This is a genomic window from Halomonas getboli (assembly GCF_023094245.1).
Taxonomy (GTDB): Bacteria; Pseudomonadota; Gammaproteobacteria; order Pseudomonadales; family Halomonadaceae; genus Halomonas; species Halomonas getboli.
The window spans coordinates 40290-63970 of sequence record NZ_JALMEW010000008.1; the positions used below are offsets into that span (position 1 = coordinate 40290).

Genomic DNA, 23681 nt, shown 5'->3' on the forward strand with positions numbered 1-23681 from the left:
TCAGGCATCCTCGCCGCACCACTGAAGCGAGTCAATGGCACGGATAGTCAAAATCGATGGCCGGCGCGGGGCGGCACAAGCGCGTCGTGGCGGCTCACGGCACTTGCCTTCACAGCACCTCGTCGTCGCGCCCCAGGGTCAGCGACTCGAGCTCGCCGTCGGCCAGCGACACCTCGATGCGCAGCTGAATCGGCGCACAGCACTGCGGGCAGTCCTCCCAGGTCGTGTGGCTGCCCTGGGAAAGGTCGACCAGCAGGTCGAAGCCGGTGTCGCAGTAGGGGCAGCGCACCGCGTGGCTGTCCAGCGCTTCCTCATGCACAATGTCCTCCCCGGCCGTCTTGCTGCCCCGTTAGATGGGGCGCCGCGGCCGTCTTTTCAAGGGCGCCGGGCCCACCGTCGGCGCGATGGTTGAAAAGGCCATCTATCATGACCATGTAATCTATAGCGGACCAGGATGGTTCGATCTTTCCCGCCGTGACAGGAGGACCCCATGAGCACTTCGTCCCTACCGGAGACGCTGCAGACCCTCGACGCCGCCGGCACCACCTTCCATTACCATAGCCTGCCCAAGGCTGCCGAGGCCCTGGGCGACATCGATCGCCTGCCGATGACGCTGAAGATCCTGCTCGAGAACCAGCTGCGCTTCGCCGATCAGGAAGGCGTCGAGCGCGAGGACATGCAGGCGCTGGTCGACTGGCAGAAAACCGCCTCGTCCGACCGCGAGATCGGCTACCGCCCGGCGCGGGTGCTGATGCAGGACTTCACCGGCGTGCCCGGCGTGGTCGATCTGGCCTCAATGCGCGCCGCCGTCGAGACCCTCGGCGAGCAGCCCTCTCGCATCAATCCCCTGTCGCCGGTGGACCTGGTGATCGACCACTCGGTGATGGTCGACCACTTCGGCGATCCCAGCGCCTTCAAGGACAACGTCGCCATCGAGATGGAGCGCAACCGCGAACGCTACGAGTTCCTGCGCTGGGGCCAGCAGGCCTTCGACAACTTCCGCGTGGTGCCGCCGGGCACCGGCATCTGTCATCAGGTCAACCTCGAGTACCTGGGCAAGACGGTGTGGACCAAGGAGGAGGACGGCAAGACCTTCGCCTACCCGGACACCCTGGTCGGCACCGATTCCCACACCACCATGATCAACGGCCTGGGCGTGCTCGGCTGGGGCGTCGGCGGCATCGAGGCCGAGGCGGCCATGCTTGGCCAGCCGGTGTCGATGCTGATCCCCGAAGTGGTGGGCTTCAAGCTCACCGGCAAGCTACGCGAGGGCATCACTGCCACCGACCTGGTGCTGACGGTGACCCAGATGCTGCGCAGCCGCGGCGTGGTCGGCAAGTTCGTCGAGTTCTACGGCGACGGCCTCAAGGACCTGCCGCTGGCGGACCGCGCCACCATCGCCAACATGGCGCCGGAATACGGCGCCACCTGCGGCTTCTTCCCGGTCGACGACGAGACCCTCACCTACATGCGCCTGACCGGCCGCGACGACGAGCAGATCGCCCTGGTCGAGGCCTACTGCAAGGCCCAGGGCCTGTGGCGCGAGCCCGGCGCCGAGCCGATCTTCAGCGATACCCTGGAGCTCGACATGGGCGACGTCGAGGCCAGCCTGGCCGGCCCCAAGCGGCCCCAGGACCGTGTCACCCTGGCCGACATGCCGCAGGCCTTCGCCAAGGTGATGGAGGACGACGGCAAGCCGCTCGGCGAATCCGCCGAGAACGGCAAGCTGATGTCCGAGGGCGGCCAGACCGCGGTCGGCGTCGAGGAGAGCTACGAGCACCACGACAGCCAGACGGTCGATCTCGAGGGCGAGGCCTTCCGCCTCGACCCCGGCGCAGTAGTGATCGCCGCCATCACCTCCTGCACCAACACCTCCAACCCCAGCGTGATGATGGCCGCCGGCCTGCTGGCGCGTAACGCCCGGGAGCGCGGACTCGACACCAAGCCCTGGGTCAAGACCTCGCTGGCCCCCGGCTCCAAGGTAGTCACCGACTACCTGGCCGCCGGCGGCGTGCAGGACGACCTCGACGCCCTGGGCTTCAACCTGGTCGGCTACGGCTGCACCACCTGCATCGGCAACTCCGGCCCGCTGCACGAGCCCATCGAGCAGGCGATCACCGACGGCGACCTGACGGTGGCCTCGGTGCTGTCCGGCAACCGCAACTTCGAGGGCCGCGTCCATCCGCTGGTCAAGACCAACTGGCTGGCCTCGCCGCCCCTGGTGGTGGCCTATGCCCTGGCCGGCAACGTCCGCAAGGACCTGGCCCGCGACCCGCTGGGCATCGACCGCCACGGCAAGCCGGTCTACCTGCAGGACATCTGGCCCTCCCAGGCCGAGATCGCCGAGGCGGTGGAGCAGGTCAAGACCGAGATGTACCGCAAGGAGTACGCCGAGGTCTTCGAGGGCGACGAGGTGTGGAAGGCCATCGAGGTCCCCGAGAGCGAGGTGTATCGGTGGAACGCCGACTCCACCTACATCCAGCACCCGCCGTTCTTCGAGGGCATGGGCCGCGAGCCCGCCGCCACCGAGGACGTCGAGCGCGCCCACGTGCTGGCCATGCTCGGCGACTCGGTGACCACCGACCACATCTCGCCGGCCGGCGCCATCAAGCCCGACAGCCCGGCGGGCCGCTATCTGCAGGAGCGCGGCATCAAGCCGGTGGACTTCAACTCCTACGGCTCGCGACGAGGTAACCACGAGATCATGATGCGCGGCACCTTCGCCAACGTGCGCATCAAGAACGAGATGCTCGACGGCGTGGTCGGCGGCGAGACCCGCCACGTGCCCTCCGGCAAGCAGATGGCCATCTATGACGCGGCCATGCAGTACCAGCAGGAAGGCACCCCGCTGGTGGTGATCGCCGGCAAGGAATACGGCACCGGCTCCTCCCGCGACTGGGCCGCCAAGGGCACCCGGCTGCTCGGCGTGCGCGCCGTGCTGGCGGAGTCCTACGAGCGCATCCACCGCTCCAACCTGATCGGCATGGGCGTGGTGCCGCTGCAGTTCCCCGAGGGCGAGACCCGCGAGACCCTGAGCCTGACCGGCGACGAGCGCGTCTCCATCAAGGGCCTCGACGATCTCACCCCGGGCGGCAAGGTCGAGGTGACCATCGAGAGCGACAAGGGCGAGCAGACGCTCGAGGCGCTGTGCCGCATCGACACCGCCAACGAGCTGGAGTATTACCGCCACGGCGGCATCCTGCACTACGTGCTGCGCAAGATGATTGGGACGGCCTGACAGGCCTGACCGAACGCCGTAAACGCAAACGCCCCGCCGTTCAACCGGCGGGGCGTTTGCGTTTCTAGGCGAGGGGGGGGAGGCTTCAGGGGTGAGGGGATCATGCTCCAACCGATGAGGCGCCGGCGGCCGACGCCTCACTCCTCACACTTCACTCCCCCTACCCTTACCCGGCCTCAGAACGACCGGCGACGATAGGCGCGATATTCCGGCGTCCAGAAGTTGCGCTCGATGGCGTCGCGCAGGGTCTTTTCGTCAGACTTCAGTGCCACGCCCTCGCGCTGGGCTTCGGCGCCCACCTCGAAGGCGATCGCCCTGGACAGCTCGCGGATGTCGGCCAGCGCCGGCAGCACCGCGCCCTCGCCGGTCTTCGCCACCGGCGCCGCATCGGCCAGCGCGCGGGAGGCGGCCATCAGCATGGTGTCGGTGATCCGCTTGGCGCCGGCCGCTACCACGCCGAGGCCGATGCCCGGGAAGATGTAGGCGTTGTTGCACTGGGCGATCGGGTAGGAACGGCCACCGTGCTCCACCGGGGCGAAGGGGCTGCCGGTGGCGACCATGGCCTGGCCGTCGGTCCAGCGGATCACGTCCGCCGGCACCGCCTCAGCGCGGGAGGTCGGGTTGGACAACGGCATCACCAGCGGCGAGGCGCAGCCGGCGTGCATGGTGCGGATCACCTCTTCGGTGAAGATGCCCTGCTGGCCGCTGACGCCGAGCAGCACGGTCGGCTTGACCTGCTTGACCACCTCCAGCAGCGACTGGCCGTCCCAGTCGGCGACCAGCGTCACCTCCTGGGCCAGGCGGCGCTGGAAGTCGCGCAGCCACTCCTGGTCGCCGGTCACCAGGCCCTCGCGATCGACCATGTAGATGCGCCGGCGCGCCTCGGCCTCGGAGAGCCCCTCGGCCTGCATGGCCACCACGATCTGCTCGGCGATACCGCAGCCGGCCGAGCCGGCGCCGACCACCGCCACGCGCTGGTCGCTGACGCTCTCGCCGCGAGCCTTGCAGGCCGCCATCAGGGTACCCACGCACACGGACGCGGTGCCCTGGATGTCGTCGTTGAAGCAGCACAGCTCGTCGCGGTAGCGGTCGAGCAGCGGCAGGGCGTTGGCCTGGGCGAAGTCCTCGAACTGCAGCAACACATTCGGCCAGCGGCGCTTCACGGCGGTGATAAACTCGGCCATGAAGGCGTTGTACTCCTCCTGGGAGATACGCGGATGGCGCCAGCCCATGTACATGGGATCGTCGAGCAGGGTCTGGTTGTTGGTGCCCACGTCGATCTGGATCGGCAGGGTGTAGGCCGGGCTGATGCCGCCGCAGGCGGTATACAGCGACAGCTTGCCGATCGGGATGCCCATGCCGCCGATGCCCTGGTCACCGAGGCCGAGGATGCGCTCGCCGTCGGTGACCACGATCACCTTGACGTTGTCCTTGGTCGCGCTGCGCAGGATGTCGTCCATGCGGCCGCGGTCGGGGTAGGAAACGAACAGGCCGCGGTGGTTGCGGTAGATGTTGGAGAACTCTTCGCAGGCCTGACCGACCGTCGGCGTATAGATGATCGGCAGCATCTCCTCGAGATGCTCGGAGACCAGCCGGAAGTAGAGGGTCTCGTTGTCGTCCTGGATGGCACGCAGGTAGATGTGGCGATCCAGGTCGGTCTGGCACTGGCGATACTGGCGATAGGCCCGCTCCGCCTGCTCCTCGATGGTCTCGACGTTCTGCGGCAGCAGGCCGACGAGGTTGAACTCGAAGCGCTCCTCCCGGGTGAAGGCGCTGCCCTTGTTGAGCAGGGGCATTTCGAGCAGAGGCGGCCCGGCGTAGGGCACATAGAGGGGGCGCTTGGCTTCGCTGGTCATCAAGTTCTCTCTTTCCATGTCGGGAATGCGGGCCATGGCGCTCTGCGGCGCCTTGGTCGGTACTCTACCACAACGGCGCCTCCGACCAGGGTCGAAGGCGCCGTTGCGGGGCTCAACGTCGAGGCATCGGGCTAGACAAACTGGCCCAGGCCGACCGCCTTGCGCAGCCGATCCATGAAGGGCGCGGCCTCGGCGCGGGCGCGCTCGGCGCCCTGCTTCAGCACGGCCTCGATGTGGCCGGGGTCCTCCAGCAGCGCCTGGTAGCGCTCGCGGGGCTCGCGCAGGTGGGCGTTCAGGTACTCGAAGACGCGATTCTTGGCGTCGCCCCAGCCGATGCCGTTCTCGTACTCGGTGCGCATGGCCGCGGTCTCCTCGACGCTGGCGAAGGCCGAGTAGATCTGGAACAGGGTGCAGGTGTCCGGGTCCTTGGGCTCGCCGGGCTCCAGCGAGTTGGTCTTGATCTTGCGGACCAGCTTCTGCAACTTCTTCTCGGAGACGAACAGCGGAATGGTGTTCTCGTAGCTCTTGGACATCTTGCGACCGTCCAGGCCGTTGAGCACCTGGACCCGCTCGTCCACCACCGCCTCGGGCTGGGTGAAGTACTGACCCTTGAACAGATGGTTGAAGCGCCCGCCCATGTCGCGCGCCATCTCGATGTGCTGGATCTGATCGCGGCCGACCGGCACCTTGTTGGCGTTGAACATCAGGATGTCCGCCGCCATCAGCACCGGGTAGCCGAACAGGCCCATGGTGATGCCGCGGTCGGGGTCGGGGCTGCCGGCCTCCTCGTTATCGGCCACCGCCGCCTTGTAGGCGTGGGCGCGGTTCATCAGGCCCTTGGCGCAGACGCAGGACAGCATCCAGTTCAGCTCGGCGATCTCGGGGATGTCCGACTGGCGATAGAAGATGGCGTTGTCGGTATCGAGCCCCAGCGCCAGCCAGGTGGCGGCGATCTCCAGGCGCGACTGCTGGACCCGCTTGGGGTCCTGGCACTTGATCAGTGCGTGCAGGTCGGCGAGGAAGTAGTAGGACTGGACGCTCGGGTCCTGGCTCGCCGCGATGGCGGGCTTGATGGCCCCGACGTAGTTGCCGAGGTGGGGGGTGCCGGTGGTGGTGATCCCCGTCAGCACACGGGTCTTGTCGGATGATGCGGTCATGAAAGCGGGACTCAGCTGACTCTCGAATGCCCGCTATGGTAACGCGGCGCCCCGGCCAAGGCGACCGGCGCGGGGAAGGAGCGAGGGACGAGGGGCGAGGCAAACGTGATCGCTCATGCGCCACGCGCTCTTACACCTCACTCCTCACTCCTCACTCCTCACTCCTCAATCCTACACCTCACACCCCCTCACTCATCCAGCGATCAACCGATCAGCCTATCCGCCTCGACGTACTCGAGCCCGAAGGCCTCGGCCACGGCGCGATAGGTCAGCTGGCCGTCGTGGACGTTGAGCCCCGCGGCGAAGTGGGCGTCGTCGGCCAGCGCCTGTTGCCAGCCCTTGTCGGCCAGGGCGACGACGAACGGCAGGGTGGCGTTGGTCAGCGCCTGGGTCGAGGTGCGCGCCACCGCGCCCGGCATGTTGGCCACGCAGTAGTGCACCACGCCGTCGACCACATAGGTGGGCTCGGCGTGGGTGGTCGGCCGGCTGGTCTCGAAGCAGCCGCCCTGGTCGATGGCCACGTCCACCAGCACGCTGCCCGGCTTCATCTCCGCCAGCATGGCGCGGGTGATCAGCTTGGGCGCGGCGGCACCAGGCACCAGCACGGCGCCGATGATCAGGTCGGACTCGCGCGCCGCTTCCTCGAGGGCGTCGGCGGTGGAGAACACGGTCTTCATGCGGCCCTGATAGCGGTCGTCGAGGGTCTCAAGGCGAGGAATGGACTTGTCCAGCACCGTCACCTCGGCGCCCAGCCCCAGCGCCATGCGCGCGGCGTTCTCGCCGACCACGCCGCCGCCGATCACGGTGACCCGGGCCGGCGCCACGCCGGGCACGCCCGGCAGCAGCACGCCGGCGCCGCCCTGGGCCTTCTCCAGGCTGTGGGCGCCGGCCTGCACCGCCATACGGCCCGCCACGGTGCTCATCGGCGCCAGCAGCGGCAGCCCGCCTTGACGATCGGTGATGGTCTCGTAGGCGATGCAGGTGGCCCCGCTTTCCATCAGCCCGCGGGTCAGGTCTTCCTCGGCGGCCAGGTGCAGGTAGGTGAACAGTGTCTGCCCCTTCGAGAGCCTGGCGACCTCCTCCGGCTGAGGCTCCTTGACCTTGAGGATCAGCTCGGCCTCGGCCCACACCTTGGCCACGTCGGGCTCGAGGCGCGCCCCGGCGGCCTCGTAGGCGGCATCCGGGTAGCCGGCGCCCTCGCCGGCGCCGGCCTGGACGACCACCACGTGGCCGCGGCCGATCAGCTCGCGAGCGCCGCTGGGTGTCAGGGCGACGCGGTATTCATGGTTCTTGATTTCCTTCGGAACGGCGATCTGCATGGCGATCCTCCGTGCTTGGCCGATGGATGATAATGGCTCACCACCTCATTACAGCACAGCAGAACGATCACGCAGACAGGTGCGCTCCAAAAGACAGGATTTTCAGGAAACCGGCGATCGACACAGAACGTCGTCCTGCAAAAAGGCCTTCACACCACAATTCGCTCGACAGCAGTCTTCGCCTTGCGATGCCCGGCGTCAGGGCCGGGAGCGGCCGCAGTTCCAGCAGACGTCGAACGCACCCTCGAGACGCTCGCCGCAGCCTGGGCAGGTCCAGGCCGGCCGATCGCTCAGGCCTTCGAGGGCCTCGTGGATCAGCCCCTCGGCCCGCTCACGGTTGTGGGGCGCGACCCAGACCTCGGGCTCGCACTCACCCGGCGGCAGCTCGCCGGCACCGCCGCCCAGCGTCAGGTTGCGCCGCTCGACGGGGATGCCGGCGACCTCCAGCAGATTGGCCACGTGGCCGACCAGCAGCGGATTGGCGTGGGAGAAGACGCGGACGAAGGCGAAGTCGTTCATGGGCGCTCGCGTTAAGGAAAAACGGGGCGCGCCGGCCGGCGCGCCCCGCTCTTGAAGGCCTCGATCAGTCGCGGAAGACGCGCACGCCGAGGGCCTTGAGGTAGGAGGTCTCGGGAATCGCCGGATGCACCGGATGATCCGGGCCCTGGTGGCCCTGGAACAGGATCTGGGCGTGGCGGTCCTGGTGGCGGGCGGCGCCTCGCACGGTATCCACCAGGCGCTCCGGCGCCAGATGCATCGAGCAGGAGGCCGAGAGCAGCAGGCCGTCGCGGCCGAGCAGACGCATGGCCTCTCGGTTGAGCTTGCCGTAGGCGCGCTCGCCGGCGGTGGTGTCCTTGCGCTTCTTGATGAAGGCGGGCGGATCGAGGATCACCACGTCGAACTGTTCGCCGTCGGCCTTGAGCGCGGCCATGGCCTCGAAGGCATCGCCCTCACCCACCGCCACCTGCTCGTGCAGGCCGTTGAGGGCGGCGTTATCGGCGACCCGCTCCAGCGCCGGGGCGCTGGCGTCCACGCACAGCACCTCGCTGGCCCCGCTGGCGGCGGCCTGCACGCCCCAGCCGCCGACGTAGCTGAACAGATCGAGCACGCGCTTGCCGGCCACGTGCTGGTTGAGCCAGGCGCGGTTGACGCGGTGGTCGTAGAACCAGCCGGTCTTCTGGCCGTCGAGCACCGGGGCGACGAAGCGCACGCCGTTCTCCTCGAGCTCCACCGCCTCCGGCAGGGTGCCCTTGACCACCTCGATCTGGCTCTCGAGACCTTCCTGGCGGCGCCCGGAGGTGTCGTTGCGCAGCACCACGGCGCTCGGGGAAACCACCTTGTCCAGGGCGTCGAGCAGCGGCTCGAGCTGGGCCTCCATGCCGGCGGTATTGAGCTGCACCACCAGCACGTCGCCGAAGCGGTCGATGATCAGCCCCGGCAGCAGGTCGCCTTCGCCGTGCACCAGGCGATAGAACGGCTTGTCGAACATGCGCTGGCGCAGGGCCAGGGCCTGGTTCAGGCGGTGGACCAGCAGCGAGCGGTCGAGCTGCATGCCCGGATCGCGGGACACCAGGCGGGCGCAGATCAGCGAGTGAGCATTGACGTAGGCCACGCCCAGGGCCTTGCCGTTGGCGGCCTCGACCTGGGCCTGCTCGCCGGGTGCGAAGTCCTTGAGCGGCGTGGCCTGGGTGTCGATCTCGTTGGAGTACAGCCAGAGATGTCCCGCCTTGAGGCGGCGATCGGCGTTCTTCTTCAGGCGCAGTGAGCGTAGGGCGGTCATGTCGTGGCTCTCATCATGGAGGTCGTGGGCGTCATGGGGACGTTCGGGGAATGCCGGCCTTGGGCCCGGGCATCGAATCGGGTGGCGGCGCTCAGCTCTGGCACTCGCCGCAGAAGACGCTGGCCCGCTGGCCCAGGGTCACCAGGCGCAGCTCGGCGCCGCAGCGCCGGCAGGGCTGGCCGTCGCGGCCATAGACGTTGAGCCGCTGGGCGAAGTAGCCCGGCTCGCCGGTGCCGCTGACGAAGTCGCGCAGGGTGGTGCCGCCCTGGGTAATGGCGGCGGCCAGCACCTCGCTGACCGCGGCCGCCAGGCGATCATAGCGCTCGCGCGAGATCCGTCCGGCGGCACGCCGGGGATCGATGCCGGCCAGAAACAGCGCCTCGGCGGCATAGATGTTGCCGACGCCGACGACCACGGCATTGTCCATCAGGAAGGGCTTCACGGCCATGCGCCGCCGGCGCGAAAGCTCGTACAGTCGCCCGCCGTCGAAGGCCTCGGACAGCGGCTCCGGACCCAGCTTCGCCAGGCGCGAGTCGTGCTCGGCGTCGCCGGCCAGCCAGTCGACGAAGCCGAAGCGCCGCGGATCGTGATAGCGCAGCACCGCGCCGTCGTCGAGCACCAGGTCGACGTGATCGTGCTTCTTGGGCAGCTCGCCGACCCGGGCGATGCGCAGGCTGCCGGACATGCCGAGATGCCACAGCAGTGTGCCGCCGTCGCCCTCCAGGGGCACCAACAGGTACTTGGCGCGACGCGCCAGCAGCCCGATGCGGGCACCCACCAGGCGCTCGATCAGGTCCTCCGGCACCGGCACCCGCAGGCGGGACTGGCGCACGATCACCTCGGTGATCTCGCGGCCCTCCACGTGCGGGGCAATGCCGCGCCGGGTGGTCTCGACTTCGGGCAACTCGGGCATGGGGCGACCTGCTCTCGGCGGCGTGCGGCGATCATACGCAAGAACCCGACCATCGGGCCGGGTTCTTGAGGACAGGCCGAGGCCTGCGGCGGAAGCGATCTCGGGAACCGCGGGGATCCCGACTTACTTGATCTTGGCTTCCTTGTACATCACGTGCTTGCGAACAACCGGATCAAATTTCTTCATCTCCATCTTGTCAGGAGTGTTCCGCTTGTTCTTGTCGGTGGTGTAGAAGTGGCCGGTACCGGCGCTGGACACCAGACGAATCTTGTCACGCATGAGTCTTCTCCCTTATGGAAACGCTTAGACGGTTTCGCCGCGCTTGCGAATGTCGCCGAGCACCGCTTCGATGCCCTTCTTGTCGATGATGCGCATGCCTTTGGAGGAGACGCGCAGCTTGACGAAGCGCTTCTCGGACTCCACCCAGAAACGGTGGCTGTGCAGGTTCGGCACGAAACGACGACGCGTCTTGCGCTGGGAGTGTGAAACGTTGTTACCAGTCACCGGGCGCTTGCCGGTAACCTGACATACTTTGGACATGAGAGCCTCCAACCGCTTGGCCAGGTACGAGTACCTGATTGTTCAAAACCTGTCGGGCAAAACCGGGACGACCCCGCTGTCATTTGACCCAAGGGAATTCAAAGGCTGCACTTTATACCAGAGTCAACGCTGCCAGACAAGCGACGTGCAGAATTATACAGTGATACCACCCGGCGACTGGACCACGAGGACCGTCTCTGGCGAGCTCGACTGTGACTTCTGCTGTTTTGATCGCGGCGGATTATAGCAGCCCTCGCTCGGCGAATGACACCACCTCGCCATCGCCGACCACGAAATGATCCAGCACCCGGATCTCGAACAGCGAAAGCGCCTCCCTGAGGCGCTCGGTGATGCGCCGGTCGGCATCGCTGGGCTCGGCCACGCCGGAAGGATGGTTGTGGGCGAAGATGATCGCCCCGGCGCCCAGTTCCAGGGCGCGGCGCGCCACCTCGCGGGGATACACCGAGGCGCTGTCGAGGGTGCCGCGGAACAGCGACTCGAAGCGGATCACCCGATGCTGGCTGTCGAGGAACAGCGCGGCGAACTCCTCGTGGCCAAGATGGCGCAGCCGCGAGGCCAGATAGGCGCGCACCAGCGACGGCGAGGTCAGGGCGTCCTCCCGCGCCAGCTGGCTGGCCAGGTGTCGCCGGGACAGCTCCAGCGTGGCCTGCAGCTGCACGAACTTGGCCTCGCCCAGTCCGCGCTCGGCGCAGAAGCGCGTACGGTCGGCCTCCAGCAGCGGCCGCAGGCCACCGAAGGCCGACAGCAGGTCGCGGGCCAGGTCCACCGCCGAGCGCCCGGTCACGCCCACGCGCAGGAAGATCGCCAGCAGCTCGGCGTCGGAGAGCGCCTCGGAGCCCAGCGCCAGCAGCTTCTCCCGGGGGCGCTCGCCCTCCGGCCAGTCACGAATCGACATCCCGGCCTCCCTGCCCGTCTTTTCACGATGTCATTGTAGTCGAGGCGCGCGATCGGGCATCGGCCGCAGCACCAGGGGCGCCGGCAGCGAGTCGAAGAGGAGGTCCTATGCCATGGACGGCATCGGTAGCGCCCAGGGATGGGTTCACAGCGCCTCCTCGGAGACTCGATGACGGATCAGCCCCGTGGCGCTTGACCGAGGAGGAGAGCAAAGGGGCGCGGCTACGCAAGGGTGCGGCCGAATGGTAAGGTAGACGGCCGGATTCAGCCGCGGATACGACCATGTCGACAGCCCTTCCACGCCGCGTTCTGCTCGGCATCAGCGCCGGCATCGCCGCCTACAAGAGCGCCCAGCTCGCCCGCCTGCTCAAGCAGGCCGGCTGCGAGGTGCGCGTCGTGATGACCGACGGCGCCCAGGCCTTCATCACTCCGCTGACCCTGCAGGCGCTGACCGGCGAGCCGGTACGCACCTCGCTGCTCGATCCCGAAGCCGAAGCCGGCATGGGCCACATCGAGCTGGCCCGCTGGGCCGACCTGATCCTGATCGCCCCGGCCACCGCCGACCTGATGGCGCGGCTGGCCCACGGCCACGCCGACGACCTGCTCACCACCCTGTGCCTGGCGAGCGACGCCGACAAGGCCATGGCACCGGCCATGAACCAGGCCATGTGGCGCCAGCCGGCCACCGCCCGCAACGCCCGCCGGCTGGCCGAGGATGGCTGGACACTGTTGGGCCCGGACAGCGGCGACCAGGCCTGCGGCGACGTGGGCCCCGGCCGCATGCTCGAGCCCGAGGCCATACTGGCCGCCCTGAACGCGCCCGTCGACCGCCCCGCCGAAGGCCTTCACGTGGTGATCACCGCCGGCCCCACCCGCGAACCGCTGGACCCGGTGCGCTACCTCTCCAACCACAGCTCCGGCAAGATGGGCTACGCCCTGGCCACCGCCGCGACCGCCCTCGGCGCCCGGGTGACGCTGATCAGCGGCCCGGTGGCGCTGCCCACGCCGGCGGGCGTGGCGCGACTCGACGTGGAAAGCGCCCGAGAGATGCACGACGCCGCCCAGCGCCTGGCCGGCGACTGCGACCTGTTCATCGGCTGCGCCGCGGTGGCGGACTACCGCGCCAAGGCGCCGGCCGAGCACAAGCTCAAGAAGCAGGACGGCGAGGACACCCTCACCCTGCGCCTGGTCAAGAACCCCGACATCATCGCCGCCGTCGCCGCAAGGCCCGATCGACCCTTCGTGGTCGGCTTCGCCGCCGAGACCCGGGACCTCGCCGCCTACGCCCGCGACAAGCTCGCGCGCAAGAAGCTGGACATGGTGGTGGCCAACGACGTCTCCCGCGCCGGGCTCGGCTTCGGCGCCGACGACAACGCCGCTCTGCTGCTGTGGCGCGAGGGCGACACCACCGGTCAGGCCGACCTGCCGCCCCAGCCCAAGGCCGAACTCGCCGAGGCCGTGATCCGCCGCGCGCTCGAGCGCCTGGCCCCGTCGACCGACGACGCCGACTGACGCCACCCGATATCGCTCCTTTTTACTCCTGGAAGCCACACGATGCCGACTACCGCCGCCCGCCCCCGCCTCGCCGTCAAACTGCTCGACGAGCGGATGCGCGACCACCTGCCCCACTACGCCACCCAGGGCTCCGCCGGCATGGACCTGCGCGCCCTGCTCGACGCGCCACTGACGCTCGAGCCCGGCGACTGCCAGCTGGTGCGCACCGGCCTGGCCATCCACATCGCCGATCCGGGCCTGGCCGGCGTGATCCTTCCCCGCTCCGGGCTCGGCCACAAGCACGGCATCGTGCTCGGCAACCTGGTCGGGCTGATCGACTCCGACTATCAGGGCGAGCTGATGGTCTCGGTGTGGAACCGCGGCAGCACGACCTTCACCCTCGAGCCCTTCGAGCGCCTGGCCCAGTACGTGCTGGTGCCGGTGGTGCAGGCCGAGCTCGAGCTGGTCGACGACTTCGACGCCAGCCTGCGCGGCGACGGCGGCTTCGGCAGCTCGGGCCGCCACTGACAACGACTTTCCACACAGGGACGACGACATGACTCAGGACAGCACTCGCCAGGCTCCGGCCTCGATCTTTCGCGCCTACGACATCCGCGGCATCGTCGATGACACCCTCACCGAGGCCGGGGTCGAAGGCATCGGTCAGGCCATCGGCAGTGCCGCCCTCGCCCGCGGCGAGAACCGGGTGGTGGTGGCCCGCGACGGCCGCCTCTCCGGCCCGCGGCTCAAGGACGCCCTGACCCGCGGCCTGACCGCCAGCGGCTGCGACGTGATCGACATCGGCATGGTGCCGACCCCGGTGCTCTACTTCGCCACCCACGTGCTCGACGGCACCGCCTCCGGCGTGATGGTCACCGGCAGCCACAACCCGCCGGACTACAACGGCTTCAAGATCGTGCTCGGCGGCGAGACGCTGTCCGGCGAGGCGATCACCGACCTGCACCGCCGGATCGAGGAAGGCGACCTGGCCGAGGGTGCCGGCGAGGTGCACGAGGAAGACGTGCGCGAGGCCTATCTCGAGCGCATCCTCGGCGACGTGGCCCTGACGCGCCCGCTCAAGGCGGTGGTGGACTGCGGCAACGGCGTGGCCGGCGAGCTCGGCCCCAAGCTGGTCGAGCGCCTGGGGGCCGAGACGATCCCGCTGTTCGCCGAGATCGACGGCACCTTCCCCCACCATCATCCGGACCCGGGCAAGCCCGAGAACCTCGAGGACCTGATCCGCGCCGTACGCGAGCACGACGCCGACATTGGCCTGGCCTTCGACGGCGACGGCGACCGCCTGGGCGTGATCACGCCCCGGGGACAGCTGATCTATCCCGATCACCTGATGATGGCCTTCGCCGAGGACATGCTCGAGCGCAACCCCGGCGCGCGGGTGATCTTCGATGTCAAATGCACCGGCAACCTGGCCCGCGTCATCGATGAGGCCGGCGGCACCCCGGAGATGTGGCGCACCGGCCACTCGCTGATCAAGGCGCGCATGAAGGAGACCGGCGCCCAGCTCGCCGGCGAGATGAGCGGCCACATCTTCTTCAAGGAGCGCTGGTACGGCTTCGACGACGGCCTCTACGGCGCCGCCCGGCTGCTGGAGGTGCTGTCGCGTCAGGCGGAAGACGCCGACGCCTTCTTCGCCCGCTATCCGCAGGACATAGGCACCCCGGAGATCAACGTCGGCGTCACCGACGAGACCAAGTTCGAGCTGGTGGCGCGACTGGCCCGGGAAGGCGACTTCGGCGACGATGGCGTCAAGACCACCCTCGACGGCATCCGCGTCGACTACCCGGACGGCTGGGGCCTGTGCCGCGCCTCCAACACCACTCCGGTGCTGGTGCTGCGCTTCGAGGGCAAGAGCGAGGCCGCCCTCGAGCGCATCCGCGCCCGCTTTGCCGACGCCCTCGCCCAGGTGGCCCCGGACCTCGAGCTCGCGCTGTGAGCCACGACAAAGACACGACCAGGAAGGAAGACATGAGCGAACAGAACCGCGACCCGCGCCAGGTAGTGGAGGTGCTCTCGGAGGCCCTGCCCTACATCCAGCGCTTCTCCGGCAAGACCGTGGTGGTCAAGTACGGCGGCAACGCCATGACCGAGGACACCCTGATCGATTCCTTCGCCCGCGACATGGTGCTGATGAAGGAGGTCGGCATCAATCCGGTGGTGGTCCACGGCGGCGGCCCGCAGATCGGCGAGCTGCTCGGCAAGCTCAAGATCGAGTCGCGCTTCGTCAACGGCATGCGCGTCACCGACGCCGAGACCATGGACGTGGTGGAGATGGTCCTGGGCGGGCTGGTCAACAAGGGCATCGTCAACCTGATCAACCAGAGCGGCGGCAAGGCCATCGGCCTGACCGGCAAGGACGGCGGGCAGATCCGCGCCCGCCAGCTCCAGGTCGAGCAGCAGACGCCGGACATGGCCGCCTCCGAGATCATCGACATCGGCCACGTCGGCGAGGTCGAGCACATCTCCACCGACCTGATCGAGATGCTCGCCGAGCGCGACTTCATCCCGGTGATCGCGCCGATCGGCGTGGACGAGGCCGGGCGCAGCTACAATATCAACGCCGACCTGGTGGCCGGCAAGGTGGCCGAGGCGCTGGACGCCGAGAAGCTGATGCTGCTGACCAACGTCTCCGGGCTGATGAACGCCGAGGGCGAGGTGCTCACCGGGCTGACCACCGCTCAAGTCGACGCCCTGATTGCCGATGGCACCATTCATGGCGGCATGCTGCCGAAGATCCGCTGCGCCCTGGATGCCGTCAAGGGCGGCGTGGCGAGCGCTCACATCGTCGACGGCCGGGTGCCCCATGCGACTCTGCTGGAAATCTTCACCAACGCCGGAGTGGGCACGCTGATCACCAACGCGAACCGATGACGATGCCGGGGCTTCGGCCCCGGCTGCCCCTCTTATCAAGGACCGACAAGAAAAGAACATCATGACGCAGGCAACCCACACCCCCAGCCGCCGGGAGCAGATCCTCCAGGGGCTGGCGCTGATGCTGGAGGAAGACAGCGGCAAGCGCATCACCATCGCCGCCCTGGCGCGCCAGGTCGGCGTCTCCGAAGCCGCCCTCTACCGCCACTTCCCCAGCAAGGCGCGCATGTTCGAGGGGCTCATCGAGTTCATCGAACAGACGCTGTTCGAACGCATCGGCCGCATCCTCGAGGAGGCGCCCGAGGCACTGCCTCGCTGCGGCCAGATCCTCACCCTGGTGCTGGCCTTCGCCGAGAAGAACCCGGGCCTGTCGCGGCTGCTCGGCGGCGATGCCCTGACCGGCGAGACGGCGCGGCTGCGCCAGCGCATCCACCAGCTGTTCGAGCGCCTCGAGACCCAGCTCAAGCAGGTGCTGCGGGAGGCGGAACTGCGCGAGGGGCGTCGTCCGTCGCTGCCGATCCCCGCCGCCGCCAACCTGCTGGTCGCCCAGGTCGAGGGGCGCATCGCCCAGTACGTGCGCAGCGACTTCCGCCACCGACCCACCGAGCACTGGGACGACCAGTGGCCGGTATTATCGGCAGGACTATTGCGCGAGGCGGTACAGACCGCCTGATGCCGCTCGCCGCGAGAGACGGCAACAAAAAACCCCGAAGGCACCAGCCTTCGGGGTTTTCTTCGTGCGGCGCGGCAGCCCGTACCGTCAGGCCGCCAGGGTCTCGCCGATCTGCTGCTTGATCTTCTTCATGGCGTTCTTCTCGAGCTGACGGATGCGCTCGGCGGACACGCCATAGACGTCGGCCAGCTCGTGCAGGGTCGACTTGTCGTCGCTCAGCCAGCGCTGCTGGAGGATGTCGCGGGAGCGCTCGTCGAGCCCCTCCAGCGCCATCTGCAGGCGGCGAGTGGCGTCGGCCTCCCAGTCGCTGTCCTCGAGCTGGGTCGCCGGGTCCTGGCTGGCGTCGTCCAGATAGTGGACCGGCGCCTGGTAGGCGGTTTCCTCGTCCTCGCCCGGCGCGGCGTCGAAGCCGGCGTCGTGGGCGGAGAGACGACCTTCCATCTCACGCACGACCTCGGGCTTGACGTCGAGGTCCTTGGCGATGGCCTCGACCTCGTCGGTGTTCAGCCAGGCCAGGCGCTTCTTGGCGCTGCGCAGGTTGAAGAACAGCTTGCGCTGGGCCTTGGTGGTGGCGATCTTGACGATCCGCCAGTTGCGCAGCACGAACTCGTGAATCTCGGCCTTGATCCAGTGCACGGCGAAGGAGACCAGGCGCACGCCCTGGTTCGGGTCGAAGCGCTTGACCGCCTTCATCAGGCCGACGTTGCCTTCCTGGATCAGATCGGCCTGGGCCAGGCCATAGCCGGAATAGCTGCGCGCAATGTGTACCACGAAGCGCAGATGCGACATCACCAGACGGCGTGCCGCCTCGAGATCGCCCTCGTCGTGCAGACGGAAGGCCAGGTCACGCTCCTCGTCGACGGTCAGCATGGGAATGCCGTTCACCGCCTGGATGTAGCCGTTGAGGTCGTGGCCCGGGGAAAGGTGGCCCACCGGCAGAAGACTGGTGCTCATGTGCAGGATGTCTCCGTTGAAGCCCGTGTGTGGAATCCCTTGTATGGAAACCCGTACTTGGAACCTGAGTCGCCGCATTGGATAGCGGCTTACCGATTTGGTTCCCGCAGTATTCCCGATTCGGAAATGCGTCGCTAGCGGGGGCGGATCTGAGCCAGGTGACGGCTCACGGCGATCCAGGCGCCCACCCAGCCCAGCAGTGTACTACAGCCGAGCAGGGTTGCCGACCCCGCGCCACCCAGCCCCGGCAGCGTGAAACCCGCGCCGTAGCTGGCCGCTAGCGCGGCGATCGGCGTGGCCAGCCAGTTGCCGCCGAGGGTCAGCAGCAGGCAGGCGAGCACGCCGCCGCCCAGCCCGTACCAGGCCCCGCTGTAGAGGAAGGGGCGGCGCACGAAGGCATGGGTGGCGCCGATCAGGGTCACCACCTCGATCTCCTGGCGCCGGTTCTCCACCGCCAGGCGAATGGTATTGCCCACCACCAGCAGCACCCCGAGGCCGAACAGCACCGCAAGCCCCAGGCCGACCCGGCGCCCCAGCTCGGCCAGCTGACCGAGCCGCTCCAGCCACGCCAGGTCCAGGCGCACCTCCTCGACCCCGGCCATGTCCCCCAGGCCACCGGCCAGGCGCTTGACCGCCGCCGGCGACGGGTCGTCGGGGCGCACCACCACGCTGGCCGGCAACGGATTGTCCGGCAGTCGCGCCAGGGCGTCCTCCAGCCCCAACGACTGCTGGAACTCGGCCATGCCCTCATCGGCGGTGATCAGGCGCGTGTCGGCCACGCCGTCATGGGCGGCCAGCGCCTCGACGATGCGCCCGGCCTCGGCGTCGCCGACGTCCTCCTCCAGATAGACGGTGAGGGTCGCGCTCTCGTCGAGCTCGGCATCGAGCAGCCGCGCGCCGTCCAGGGTCAGCCACAGGCCGGCGGGCAGCACCAGGGCGATGGCGATCGCCAGCATGGTCAGCAGGCTGCTCAGCGGATGGCGCAGCAGCCGGCGGGCGCTGTCCAGCGCCATGGCGCGATGATGGCGAAGCCAGCTGCGCCAGCGACCGCCGGTGGAGGGCCGCTGAGCGCGGGCGCCGCGGCGGGGGGATCGGTCTCGGCTCATGACGCCTCCTCGTCGGCGACCAGGCGCCCCTCGTGCAGGCGCAGGGTGCGATGGCGCAGGCGGGCGATCAGCGCCAGATCGTGGCTGGCGATCATCACCGTGGTGCCGATGCGGTGGAAGTCCTCGAACAGCCGCATGATGTCCGCCGAGAGCTGGGGGTCGAGGTTGCCGGTGGGCTCGTCGGCCAGCAGCAGGGCCGGCTTGTTGACCACCGCCCGGGCGATGCCCACGCGCTGCTGCTCGCCGCCGGAGAGCTCGATGGGCAGCGCCTTCTCGCGGTGCAGCAGCCCGACCTTGTCCAGCGCCGCGCGGGCCCGGCGCGCCGCCTCGCGCGGCTCGGCGCCCTGGATCTCGAGCGGCAGCGCCACGTTGTGATAGATCGAGCGGTCGAACAGCAGCTGGTGATCCTGGAACACCACGCCGATCTGGCGGCGGTAGAACGGCACCTGGCTGTGGTGCAGGCGGTCGATGTCATGACCGGCGACCAGGATGCGCCCGCGGCTGGGTCGCTCCAGGCGCATCAGCAGCCGCAGCAGCGAGCTCTTGCCGGCCCCGGAGTGGCCGGTGAGAAACACCATCTCGCCGCGACGCACGCGGAAGTCGAGATTGGCGAGTGCCTCGAAGCGCCCGCCGTAGCGCTTGCCGACGTGCTCGAAGGCGATCATGCCGCCTCGTCGTCGCGGTCGAACAGGGCGTCGACGAACTCCCGGGCATCGAAGGGGCGCAGGTCGTCGAGGGTCTCGCCGACGCCGATGAAGCGGATCGGCGTGCCCAGCTGCTGGGCCAGGGCGAAGATGACGCCGCCCTTGGCGGTGCCATCGAGCTTGGTCAGGGTGATGCCGGAGACCGGCACCGCCTCGTTGAAGGTGGACGCCTGGGACAGCGCGTTCTGGCCGGTGCCGGCGTCGAGCACCAGCATCACCTCGTGGGGCGCCTGCGGGTCGAGCTTGCCCATCACCCGGCGTACCTTCTTGAGCTCCTCCATCAGGTGAGCCTTGTTGTGCAGGCGACCGGCGGTATCGGCGATCAGCACGTCGACGCCGCGGGCGCGGGCCGCGGCCAGGGCGTCATAGACCACCGAGGCGCTGTCGGCGCCGGTGTGCTGGGCCACCACCGGCACGTCGTTGCGCTCGCCCCAGACCTTGAGCTGCTCTACCGCGGCGGCGCGGAAGGTGTCGCCGGCGGCCAGCATCACGCTACGGCCCTCGCGCTGGAAGCGCTGGGTCAGCTTGCCGATGGTAGTGGTCTTGCCGACGCCATTGACGCCGACGACCAGGATCACGAACGGGCCCTCGCCCTTGGGCGGAAGCTGAAGCGGCGCGGTGACGCCGTCGAGCAGGGTGGCCAGCTCCTCCTGCAGCGCCTTGTAGAGCGCCTCGGGATCCTTGAGTTCCTTGCGCGAGACGCGGTCGGTGAGGCGATCGATGATCTGGGTGGTGGCCTCGATGCCCACGTCCGCCATCAGCAGCTGGGTCTCGAGTTCCTCCATCAGATCGTCGTCGATCTGCTTGCGGCCCATGAACAGGCCGGCGAGCCCCTCGGTCAGGTTGGCGCGGGTCTTGCCCAGCCCCTCGCGCATGCGCGCGAACAGGCCCTTCTTCTTGCCCTTGGGTTTCTCGCGGGTCTCGGCCCTGGACGTCTCCACCGGCGCTGGAGCGGGCTCGAGTTCCGGCTCCGGTTCGCGCTCGGGCTCAACGACAGGCTCGGGCGCGGCGGCCTGTTCGGGCTCGGAAGCAGACGCGTGTTCCGGCTCGACTGGCGACTGGGCGGGTTCTGCCTCGGGCTCCGTGGCCGGCTCGGTGTCTTCTACCTCGGGCGCATCCGGTTCGACGTCGACTGCCCGGGACGTGTCAGGCGCCTCGACGGGCGCGGGTTCGGCGTCTGCCGCGGGCGTCTCGGGCTCCTCGACCGGCTCGGGCGCTGCGGACGCCTCGGATTCATCGTCGCGCTCGGCGACGGGGGCAGGCTCGGTCGCCGGGGCGGGCTGCGCCTCGGCCTCCGGCTCGGCCGTCGCGGCATCAGGCGCCCCTTCCTGCTCGACCTCGGGGGCCTGCTGGGGCTCCTGCTGCTGCTCTTGCTGCTTCTTCTTTCGCTTGAAAAAACCGAACATGGGGGGATTCAGCCTCGCGGGTGAACGAATCGCCACATCCTACCATCGCGCACCATGACTGTGGACAAGGCGCCCGCTACAATCGGCGCCCATGAGCCGACGACGCCCCTCCTCCCGATCCTCGACGCCTGCCCGCGGCCGCGGCCGCGGCAAGCAGGCGACCGCCCGCCCCGCCGGGCAGCTGCGCATCATCGGCGGCGAGCATCGCCGCCGCCGGCTGCCGGTGCTGGACAGCCCGGGCCTGCGCCCGACGCCGGACCGCGTCCGCGAGACGCTGTTCAACTGGCTGGGCATGGCCACGCCCGGCGCCCGGGTGCTGGACCTGTTCGCCGGCACCGGCGCGCTGGGCCTGGAGGCGCTCTCGCGTGGCGCCGCCGCAGCCACGCTGGTGGAGCGCGACGCGCGGGTCGCCCGGGCGCTGTCCGACAACCTGGCGACGCTTGGCATCGCGTCCGCCGAGGTCAGCGTCGCCGATGCGCTCGGCTATCTCGAGGCCGGGCTCGCCGAGGCACGGTCGCCCTTCTCCCTGGCGTTCCTCGACCCGCCCTTCCGGCAGGGCCTCGCCGCGCCCTGCTGCCGGGCCCTCGAGGCCGGCTGGCTGGCGGCGGACGCCTGGATCTACGTGGAGACGGAGTCGGAGCTCGCGCCGGAGGTGCCGAGCGGCTGGCGGCTGCATCGCGAGGTGCGGGCCGGGGACAGCACCGGGCGGCTCTATCACCGCCCAGGCGAAGCCGAGGAGTCGTCCGACGGCGACGCTTGCTGAGCCCTGCCCGCGGCGTTAGTCTGCCGCTGCAGGACGCCAATCACGGGGCCAGCCGCCCCGCCGACATCGTCAGGAGAAACGGATGAGCATCGAACTCTTCAACCAGCTCGAACAGAAGGTCGCCAGCGCCGTCGAGGCCCTGGAATTGATGAAGATGGAAGCCGAGGAGCTGCGCGAGGAAAACGCCCGCCTCAAGCAGGAGCACGAGGAGTGGGAGCGCCGCCTGTCCGCGCTGCTGGGCAAGTTCGACGATGTCGAGACCGGTAGCACCGCCGAGCAGCAGGCCGGCTGACGAGCCGAGCGTCGCCGCCCCTGGCCGGCCCGTCGGGCATCAGGCCAGGGGGCGGGACATCAGCAGCGCGTCCTCGCGTTCGGTGCCGGCCAGCGGCGGATAGTAGCCGCGCCGGCGCCCGTCCTCCGCGAAACCCGCCCGCCGATACAGCGCGATCGCCGGGGCATTGCCCGCCCGGACCTCCAGCAGCAACCGCTCGGCGCTCCCTTCCCGGGCACGCTCGATCACCGCGGCCAGCAGCCGTCCCGCCAGCCCCTCGCCGCGCCGCGCCGGGGCGATGAGAATGCTCTCGAGCTCGGCGTCGAAGGGCTGGCGCGCCACCACCGCGTGGCCGATCAGCCCCGTGGTATCATCCAGTCCCAGTACGGCATATTCCTCCGCCATCAGCGCCTGCTCGAGCCGCGACGCCGGCCAGGGATGGGCCTGGCCGCGCCCTTCCAGCTCGACCAGCGACGCCAGATCGGCGGGACCGAGCTCGCGCAGGCGCGGCTCAGGCATCGCCGCCTGCCTCCCCCTTCGCCTCGTTCCCCGCCTCGCCTTGCCAGGCGCGCCCCCAGTCGACGAGCCTCGGCCAGAGATCGCGCTTGGCCTCGGCGCTCGCCGCCAGGGCATCCAGCGCCGGCCCCTGCCAGGCCGGCAGGCCCAGCGCCGTCGAGCGCTCGTCCTCGATCGCCAGCACCCGCGTCAGGGTCGCCTCGTCACCGAATACCAGCAGCCGCTCCGGCGCCCAGCCGCGACGCGCCCGGCCGGCCAGGAAGGCGGAGAGCCCCTGACGCGCCTCGTCCAGCGGCGCCTGCACGTGGAGCCCCTCGATCTGGGGCCAGTGGAAGGGCTCGAAGGCCGGCGGATGCTCCGGCGTGACGCCGGCGGCGCGCAGCAGGTTGACCAGCAGCCGCTGCGCCAGCGGCGACGGCGCGGCTTCGCCGGGCTGCACCACCAGCCAGCGGCCGTCCAGGCAGGCCACCTGCAGGGCGAAGCGCAGCGCCTCCTGGGGCTCGCCCGACGCGACGCTCGGCGCCGGCTCGGGCGCCGTGGTCGGTGCGATCTCGTCGCCGGCCGCCTCGGACACCAGGCCGCCGAGCAGCGCGCGCGCCTTGCGCTCGCCCGCCGGCGGACGCGCAGGAGCCTCGGCCGCCGGCGAGACGGGAGCGGCCGGCGACGGGGGGGGAGACGACGGCTCGACCGGCGTGTCCAGCAGCGCCTGGAGACGCTCGCCGGGGGCTTGGCGAGCGCTGTCGTCCGGCGTCGGCAGCTCCCACTCGCAGGCCTCGGTCGGCCGGGCGTTGGGCAGCTGGTAGCGCGCCGTCCAGGCCGTCAGGCCCATGGCCTCCAGATACTGCAGCCGCTGGGGCTCGGTGGTCACGAGTTGCCGCCGCCCCGACAGTTCGGGGAGTCCGGGCGCGCTTCGCCGCGGGCCTGCCACTCCTCGGGGGTGTAGGGATGCAGCGCCAGGGCGTGAACCGGGCCGGCCAGCTCGTCGGTCAGCAGGGCGTAGATCTGCTGGTGACGCTTGACCGGCATGATGCCGGCAAACCGCGGCGACACCACGGTCACCTTGAAGTGGGTCTCGGAGTTGGGCGGCACGTGATGCATGTGGCTCTCGTTCTCCACCTTGAGGAAGGTGGGCTCGAGGGCCTGGAGCTTGTGCTCGATGGTCGACTGGATGCTCATCTCGGCGTTCC

The 23681-nt window shown here is 69.3% G+C and carries 25 protein-coding genes; 8 read left to right on the forward strand and 17 right to left on the reverse strand.

All coding sequences use genetic code 11. From position 1 onward, the window contains the following. Positions 1–109: 109 nt before the first annotated feature. The gene (locus tag MYL53_RS15105) at positions 110–319 is read right to left on the reverse strand and encodes a zinc ribbon domain-containing protein (protein WP_247854778.1); all 210 of its coding nucleotides are present in this window, start codon (positions 317–319) and stop codon (positions 110–112) included. Between the two features lie 171 nt (positions 320–490). Here MYL53_RS15105 and acnA point away from each other — a divergent pair, with 171 nt between their 5' ends. Further along, entirely contained in the window at positions 491–3238 is a 2748-nt protein-coding gene (gene acnA / locus MYL53_RS15110; protein WP_247854779.1) for an aconitate hydratase AcnA, read from the forward strand. A 176-nt stretch (positions 3239–3414) separates the two neighbouring features. Here acnA and MYL53_RS15115 read toward each other — a convergent pair whose 3' ends face one another. From MYL53_RS15115 to radC, 9 genes are all read right to left on the reverse strand, one after another. Further along, complete coding sequence (locus tag MYL53_RS15115; RefSeq protein WP_282103617.1) at positions 3415–5094, reverse strand: NAD-dependent malic enzyme; 1680 nt, start codon at positions 5092–5094, stop codon at positions 3415–3417. A gap of 131 nt (positions 5095–5225) precedes the next feature. Next, a complete protein-coding gene (locus MYL53_RS15120; protein WP_247854780.1) occupies positions 5226–6251 on the reverse strand; it encodes a tryptophan--tRNA ligase in 1026 nt (341 codons plus the stop codon). Positions 6252–6454: 203 nt separating this feature from the next. Then, a complete protein-coding gene (gene ald, locus MYL53_RS15125) occupies positions 6455–7570 on the reverse strand; it encodes an alanine dehydrogenase (protein ID WP_247854781.1) in 1116 nt (371 codons plus the stop codon). Positions 7571–7768: 198 nt separating this feature from the next. Further along, positions 7769–8089 (reverse strand): putative signal transducing protein, encoded by a 321-nt coding sequence (locus MYL53_RS15130; RefSeq protein WP_247854782.1) that lies wholly within the window; start codon positions 8087–8089, stop codon positions 7769–7771. Between the two features lie 64 nt (positions 8090–8153). Continuing rightward, entirely contained in the window at positions 8154–9350 is a 1197-nt protein-coding gene (locus MYL53_RS15135; RefSeq protein WP_247854783.1) for a class I SAM-dependent rRNA methyltransferase, read from the reverse strand. Between the two features lie 91 nt (positions 9351–9441). Continuing rightward, positions 9442–10263, reverse strand: a complete 822-nt coding sequence (gene mutM / locus MYL53_RS15140) for a bifunctional DNA-formamidopyrimidine glycosylase/DNA-(apurinic or apyrimidinic site) lyase (protein WP_247854784.1) — start codon at positions 10261–10263, stop codon at positions 9442–9444. Positions 10264–10386: 123 nt separating this feature from the next. Continuing rightward, positions 10387–10542, reverse strand: a complete 156-nt coding sequence (rpmG, locus tag MYL53_RS15145) for a 50S ribosomal protein L33 (RefSeq protein WP_016856547.1) — start codon at positions 10540–10542, stop codon at positions 10387–10389. A gap of 24 nt (positions 10543–10566) precedes the next feature. After that, positions 10567–10803, reverse strand: a complete 237-nt coding sequence (gene rpmB, locus MYL53_RS15150; RefSeq protein WP_035592734.1) for a 50S ribosomal protein L28 — start codon at positions 10801–10803, stop codon at positions 10567–10569. A 241-nt stretch (positions 10804–11044) separates the two neighbouring features. After that, the gene (gene radC, locus MYL53_RS15155) at positions 11045–11719 is read right to left on the reverse strand and encodes a RadC family protein (protein ID WP_247854785.1); all 675 of its coding nucleotides are present in this window, start codon (positions 11717–11719) and stop codon (positions 11045–11047) included. Between the two features lie 281 nt (positions 11720–12000). Here radC and coaBC point away from each other — a divergent pair, with 281 nt between their 5' ends. From coaBC to slmA, 5 genes are all read left to right on the forward strand, one after another. Then, positions 12001–13230, forward strand: a complete 1230-nt coding sequence (gene coaBC, locus MYL53_RS15160; protein WP_247854786.1) for a bifunctional phosphopantothenoylcysteine decarboxylase/phosphopantothenate--cysteine ligase CoaBC — start codon at positions 12001–12003, stop codon at positions 13228–13230. 42 nt (positions 13231–13272) lie between these two features. After that, on the forward strand, positions 13273–13740 hold the full coding sequence (gene dut, locus MYL53_RS15165; RefSeq protein WP_247854787.1) for a dUTP diphosphatase: 468 nt from the start codon (positions 13273–13275) through the stop codon (positions 13738–13740). Positions 13741–13768: 28 nt separating this feature from the next. After that, entirely contained in the window at positions 13769–15166 is a 1398-nt protein-coding gene (locus MYL53_RS15170) for a phosphomannomutase/phosphoglucomutase (RefSeq protein WP_247854788.1), read from the forward strand. A gap of 32 nt (positions 15167–15198) precedes the next feature. Next, positions 15199–16101: an acetylglutamate kinase gene (argB, locus tag MYL53_RS15175; protein ID WP_247854789.1), complete on the forward strand. Its 903-nt coding sequence runs from the start codon at positions 15199–15201 to the stop codon at positions 16099–16101. 61 nt (positions 16102–16162) lie between these two features. After that, on the forward strand, positions 16163–16774 hold the full coding sequence (gene slmA, locus MYL53_RS15180) for a nucleoid occlusion factor SlmA (RefSeq protein ID WP_247854790.1): 612 nt from the start codon (positions 16163–16165) through the stop codon (positions 16772–16774). 87 nt (positions 16775–16861) lie between these two features. Here the strand turns inward: slmA and rpoH are convergent, their stop codons facing one another. From rpoH to ftsY, 4 genes are all read right to left on the reverse strand, one after another. Beyond that, positions 16862–17728 carry an RNA polymerase sigma factor RpoH gene (rpoH, locus tag MYL53_RS15185; RefSeq protein ID WP_247854791.1) on the reverse strand — a complete coding sequence of 289 codons (867 nt, stop codon included), beginning with the start codon at positions 17726–17728 and terminating at the stop codon, positions 16862–16864. Positions 17729–17862: 134 nt separating this feature from the next. After that, positions 17863–18834, reverse strand: coding sequence for a permease-like cell division protein FtsX (ftsX, locus tag MYL53_RS15190; protein WP_247854792.1), 972 nt, complete (start codon positions 18832–18834; stop codon positions 17863–17865). Beyond that, entirely contained in the window at positions 18831–19499 is a 669-nt protein-coding gene (ftsE, locus tag MYL53_RS15195) for a cell division ATP-binding protein FtsE (protein ID WP_247854793.1), read from the reverse strand. The genes ftsX and ftsE overlap by 4 nt, the downstream gene beginning before the upstream one ends. Beyond that, complete coding sequence (gene ftsY / locus MYL53_RS15200; RefSeq protein ID WP_247854794.1) at positions 19496–20944, reverse strand: signal recognition particle-docking protein FtsY; 1449 nt, start codon at positions 20942–20944, stop codon at positions 19496–19498. The genes ftsE and ftsY overlap by 4 nt, the downstream gene beginning before the upstream one ends. 91 nt (positions 20945–21035) lie before the next feature. On the opposite strand from ftsY, the gene rsmD reads away from it, so the two are divergent. Then, entirely contained in the window at positions 21036–21707 is a 672-nt protein-coding gene (rsmD, locus tag MYL53_RS15205; RefSeq protein ID WP_247854795.1) for a 16S rRNA (guanine(966)-N(2))-methyltransferase RsmD, read from the forward strand. An 82-nt stretch (positions 21708–21789) separates the two neighbouring features. Further along, complete coding sequence (locus tag MYL53_RS15210) at positions 21790–21999, forward strand: cell division protein ZapB (RefSeq protein WP_247854796.1); 210 nt, start codon at positions 21790–21792, stop codon at positions 21997–21999. A 39-nt stretch (positions 22000–22038) separates the two neighbouring features. Here the strand turns inward: MYL53_RS15210 and rimI are convergent, their stop codons facing one another. Genes rimI through MYL53_RS15225 form a run of 3 tightly spaced genes read right to left on the reverse strand, consistent with a single transcriptional unit; the run spans position 22039 to position 23670 of the window. Beyond that, positions 22039–22497: a ribosomal protein S18-alanine N-acetyltransferase gene (gene rimI / locus MYL53_RS15215; protein WP_247854797.1), complete on the reverse strand. Its 459-nt coding sequence runs from the start codon at positions 22495–22497 to the stop codon at positions 22039–22041. Beyond that, positions 22490–23362, reverse strand: a complete 873-nt coding sequence (locus MYL53_RS15220) for a hypothetical protein (RefSeq protein ID WP_247854798.1) — start codon at positions 23360–23362, stop codon at positions 22490–22492. The genes rimI and MYL53_RS15220 overlap by 8 nt, the downstream gene beginning before the upstream one ends. Further along, positions 23359–23670, reverse strand: coding sequence for a BolA family protein (locus MYL53_RS15225; protein ID WP_247854799.1), 312 nt, complete (start codon positions 23668–23670; stop codon positions 23359–23361). The genes MYL53_RS15220 and MYL53_RS15225 overlap by 4 nt, the downstream gene beginning before the upstream one ends. Positions 23671–23681 lie beyond the last annotated feature (11 nt).

What these genes read in the sequence shown, in the direction of transcription:
- MYL53_RS15130 (WP_247854782.1), bottom strand. Translation starts at nt 8,089, where the DNA reads ATGAACGACTTCGCCTTCGTCCGCGTCTTCTCCCACGCCAATCCGCTG.
- rpoH (WP_247854791.1), bottom strand. Translation starts at nt 17,728, where the DNA reads ATGAGCACCAGTCTTCTGCCGGTGGGCCACCTTTCCCCGGGCCACGAC.
- rimI (WP_247854797.1), bottom strand. Translation starts at nt 22,497, where the DNA reads ATGCCTGAGCCGCGCCTGCGCGAGCTCGGTCCCGCCGATCTGGCGTCG.
- mutM (WP_247854784.1), bottom strand. Translation starts at nt 10,263, where the DNA reads ATGCCCGAGTTGCCCGAAGTCGAGACCACCCGGCGCGGCATTGCCCCG.
- rpmB (WP_035592734.1), bottom strand. Translation starts at nt 10,803, where the DNA reads ATGTCCAAAGTATGTCAGGTTACCGGCAAGCGCCCGGTGACTGGTAAC.
- ftsE (WP_247854793.1), bottom strand. Translation starts at nt 19,499, where the DNA reads ATGATCGCCTTCGAGCACGTCGGCAAGCGCTACGGCGGGCGCTTCGAG.
- ftsY (WP_247854794.1), bottom strand. Translation starts at nt 20,944, where the DNA reads ATGTTCGGTTTTTTCAAGCGAAAGAAGAAGCAGCAAGAGCAGCAGCAG.
- slmA (WP_247854790.1), top strand. Translation starts at nt 16,163, where the DNA reads ATGACGCAGGCAACCCACACCCCCAGCCGCCGGGAGCAGATCCTCCAG.
- ald (WP_247854781.1), bottom strand. Translation starts at nt 7,570, where the DNA reads ATGCAGATCGCCGTTCCGAAGGAAATCAAGAACCATGAATACCGCGTC.
- MYL53_RS15135 (WP_247854783.1), bottom strand. Translation starts at nt 9,350, where the DNA reads ATGACCGCCCTACGCTCACTGCGCCTGAAGAAGAACGCCGATCGCCGC.
- rsmD (WP_247854795.1), top strand. Translation starts at nt 21,036, where the DNA reads ATGAGCCGACGACGCCCCTCCTCCCGATCCTCGACGCCTGCCCGCGGC.
- MYL53_RS15115 (WP_282103617.1), bottom strand. Translation starts at nt 5,094, where the DNA reads ATGACCAGCGAAGCCAAGCGCCCCCTCTATGTGCCCTACGCCGGGCCG.
- argB (WP_247854789.1), top strand. Translation starts at nt 15,199, where the DNA reads ATGAGCGAACAGAACCGCGACCCGCGCCAGGTAGTGGAGGTGCTCTCG.
- MYL53_RS15225 (WP_247854799.1), bottom strand. Translation starts at nt 23,670, where the DNA reads ATGAGCATCCAGTCGACCATCGAGCACAAGCTCCAGGCCCTCGAGCCC.
- radC (WP_247854785.1), bottom strand. Translation starts at nt 11,719, where the DNA reads ATGTCGATTCGTGACTGGCCGGAGGGCGAGCGCCCCCGGGAGAAGCTG.
- MYL53_RS15120 (WP_247854780.1), bottom strand. Translation starts at nt 6,251, where the DNA reads ATGACCGCATCATCCGACAAGACCCGTGTGCTGACGGGGATCACCACC.
- MYL53_RS15210 (WP_247854796.1), top strand. Translation starts at nt 21,790, where the DNA reads ATGAGCATCGAACTCTTCAACCAGCTCGAACAGAAGGTCGCCAGCGCC.
- dut (WP_247854787.1), top strand. Translation starts at nt 13,273, where the DNA reads ATGCCGACTACCGCCGCCCGCCCCCGCCTCGCCGTCAAACTGCTCGAC.
- MYL53_RS15170 (WP_247854788.1), top strand. Translation starts at nt 13,769, where the DNA reads ATGACTCAGGACAGCACTCGCCAGGCTCCGGCCTCGATCTTTCGCGCC.
- ftsX (WP_247854792.1), bottom strand. Translation starts at nt 18,834, where the DNA reads ATGAGCCGAGACCGATCCCCCCGCCGCGGCGCCCGCGCTCAGCGGCCC.
- acnA (WP_247854779.1), top strand. Translation starts at nt 491, where the DNA reads ATGAGCACTTCGTCCCTACCGGAGACGCTGCAGACCCTCGACGCCGCC.
- rpmG (WP_016856547.1), bottom strand. Translation starts at nt 10,542, where the DNA reads ATGCGTGACAAGATTCGTCTGGTGTCCAGCGCCGGTACCGGCCACTTC.
- coaBC (WP_247854786.1), top strand. Translation starts at nt 12,001, where the DNA reads ATGTCGACAGCCCTTCCACGCCGCGTTCTGCTCGGCATCAGCGCCGGC.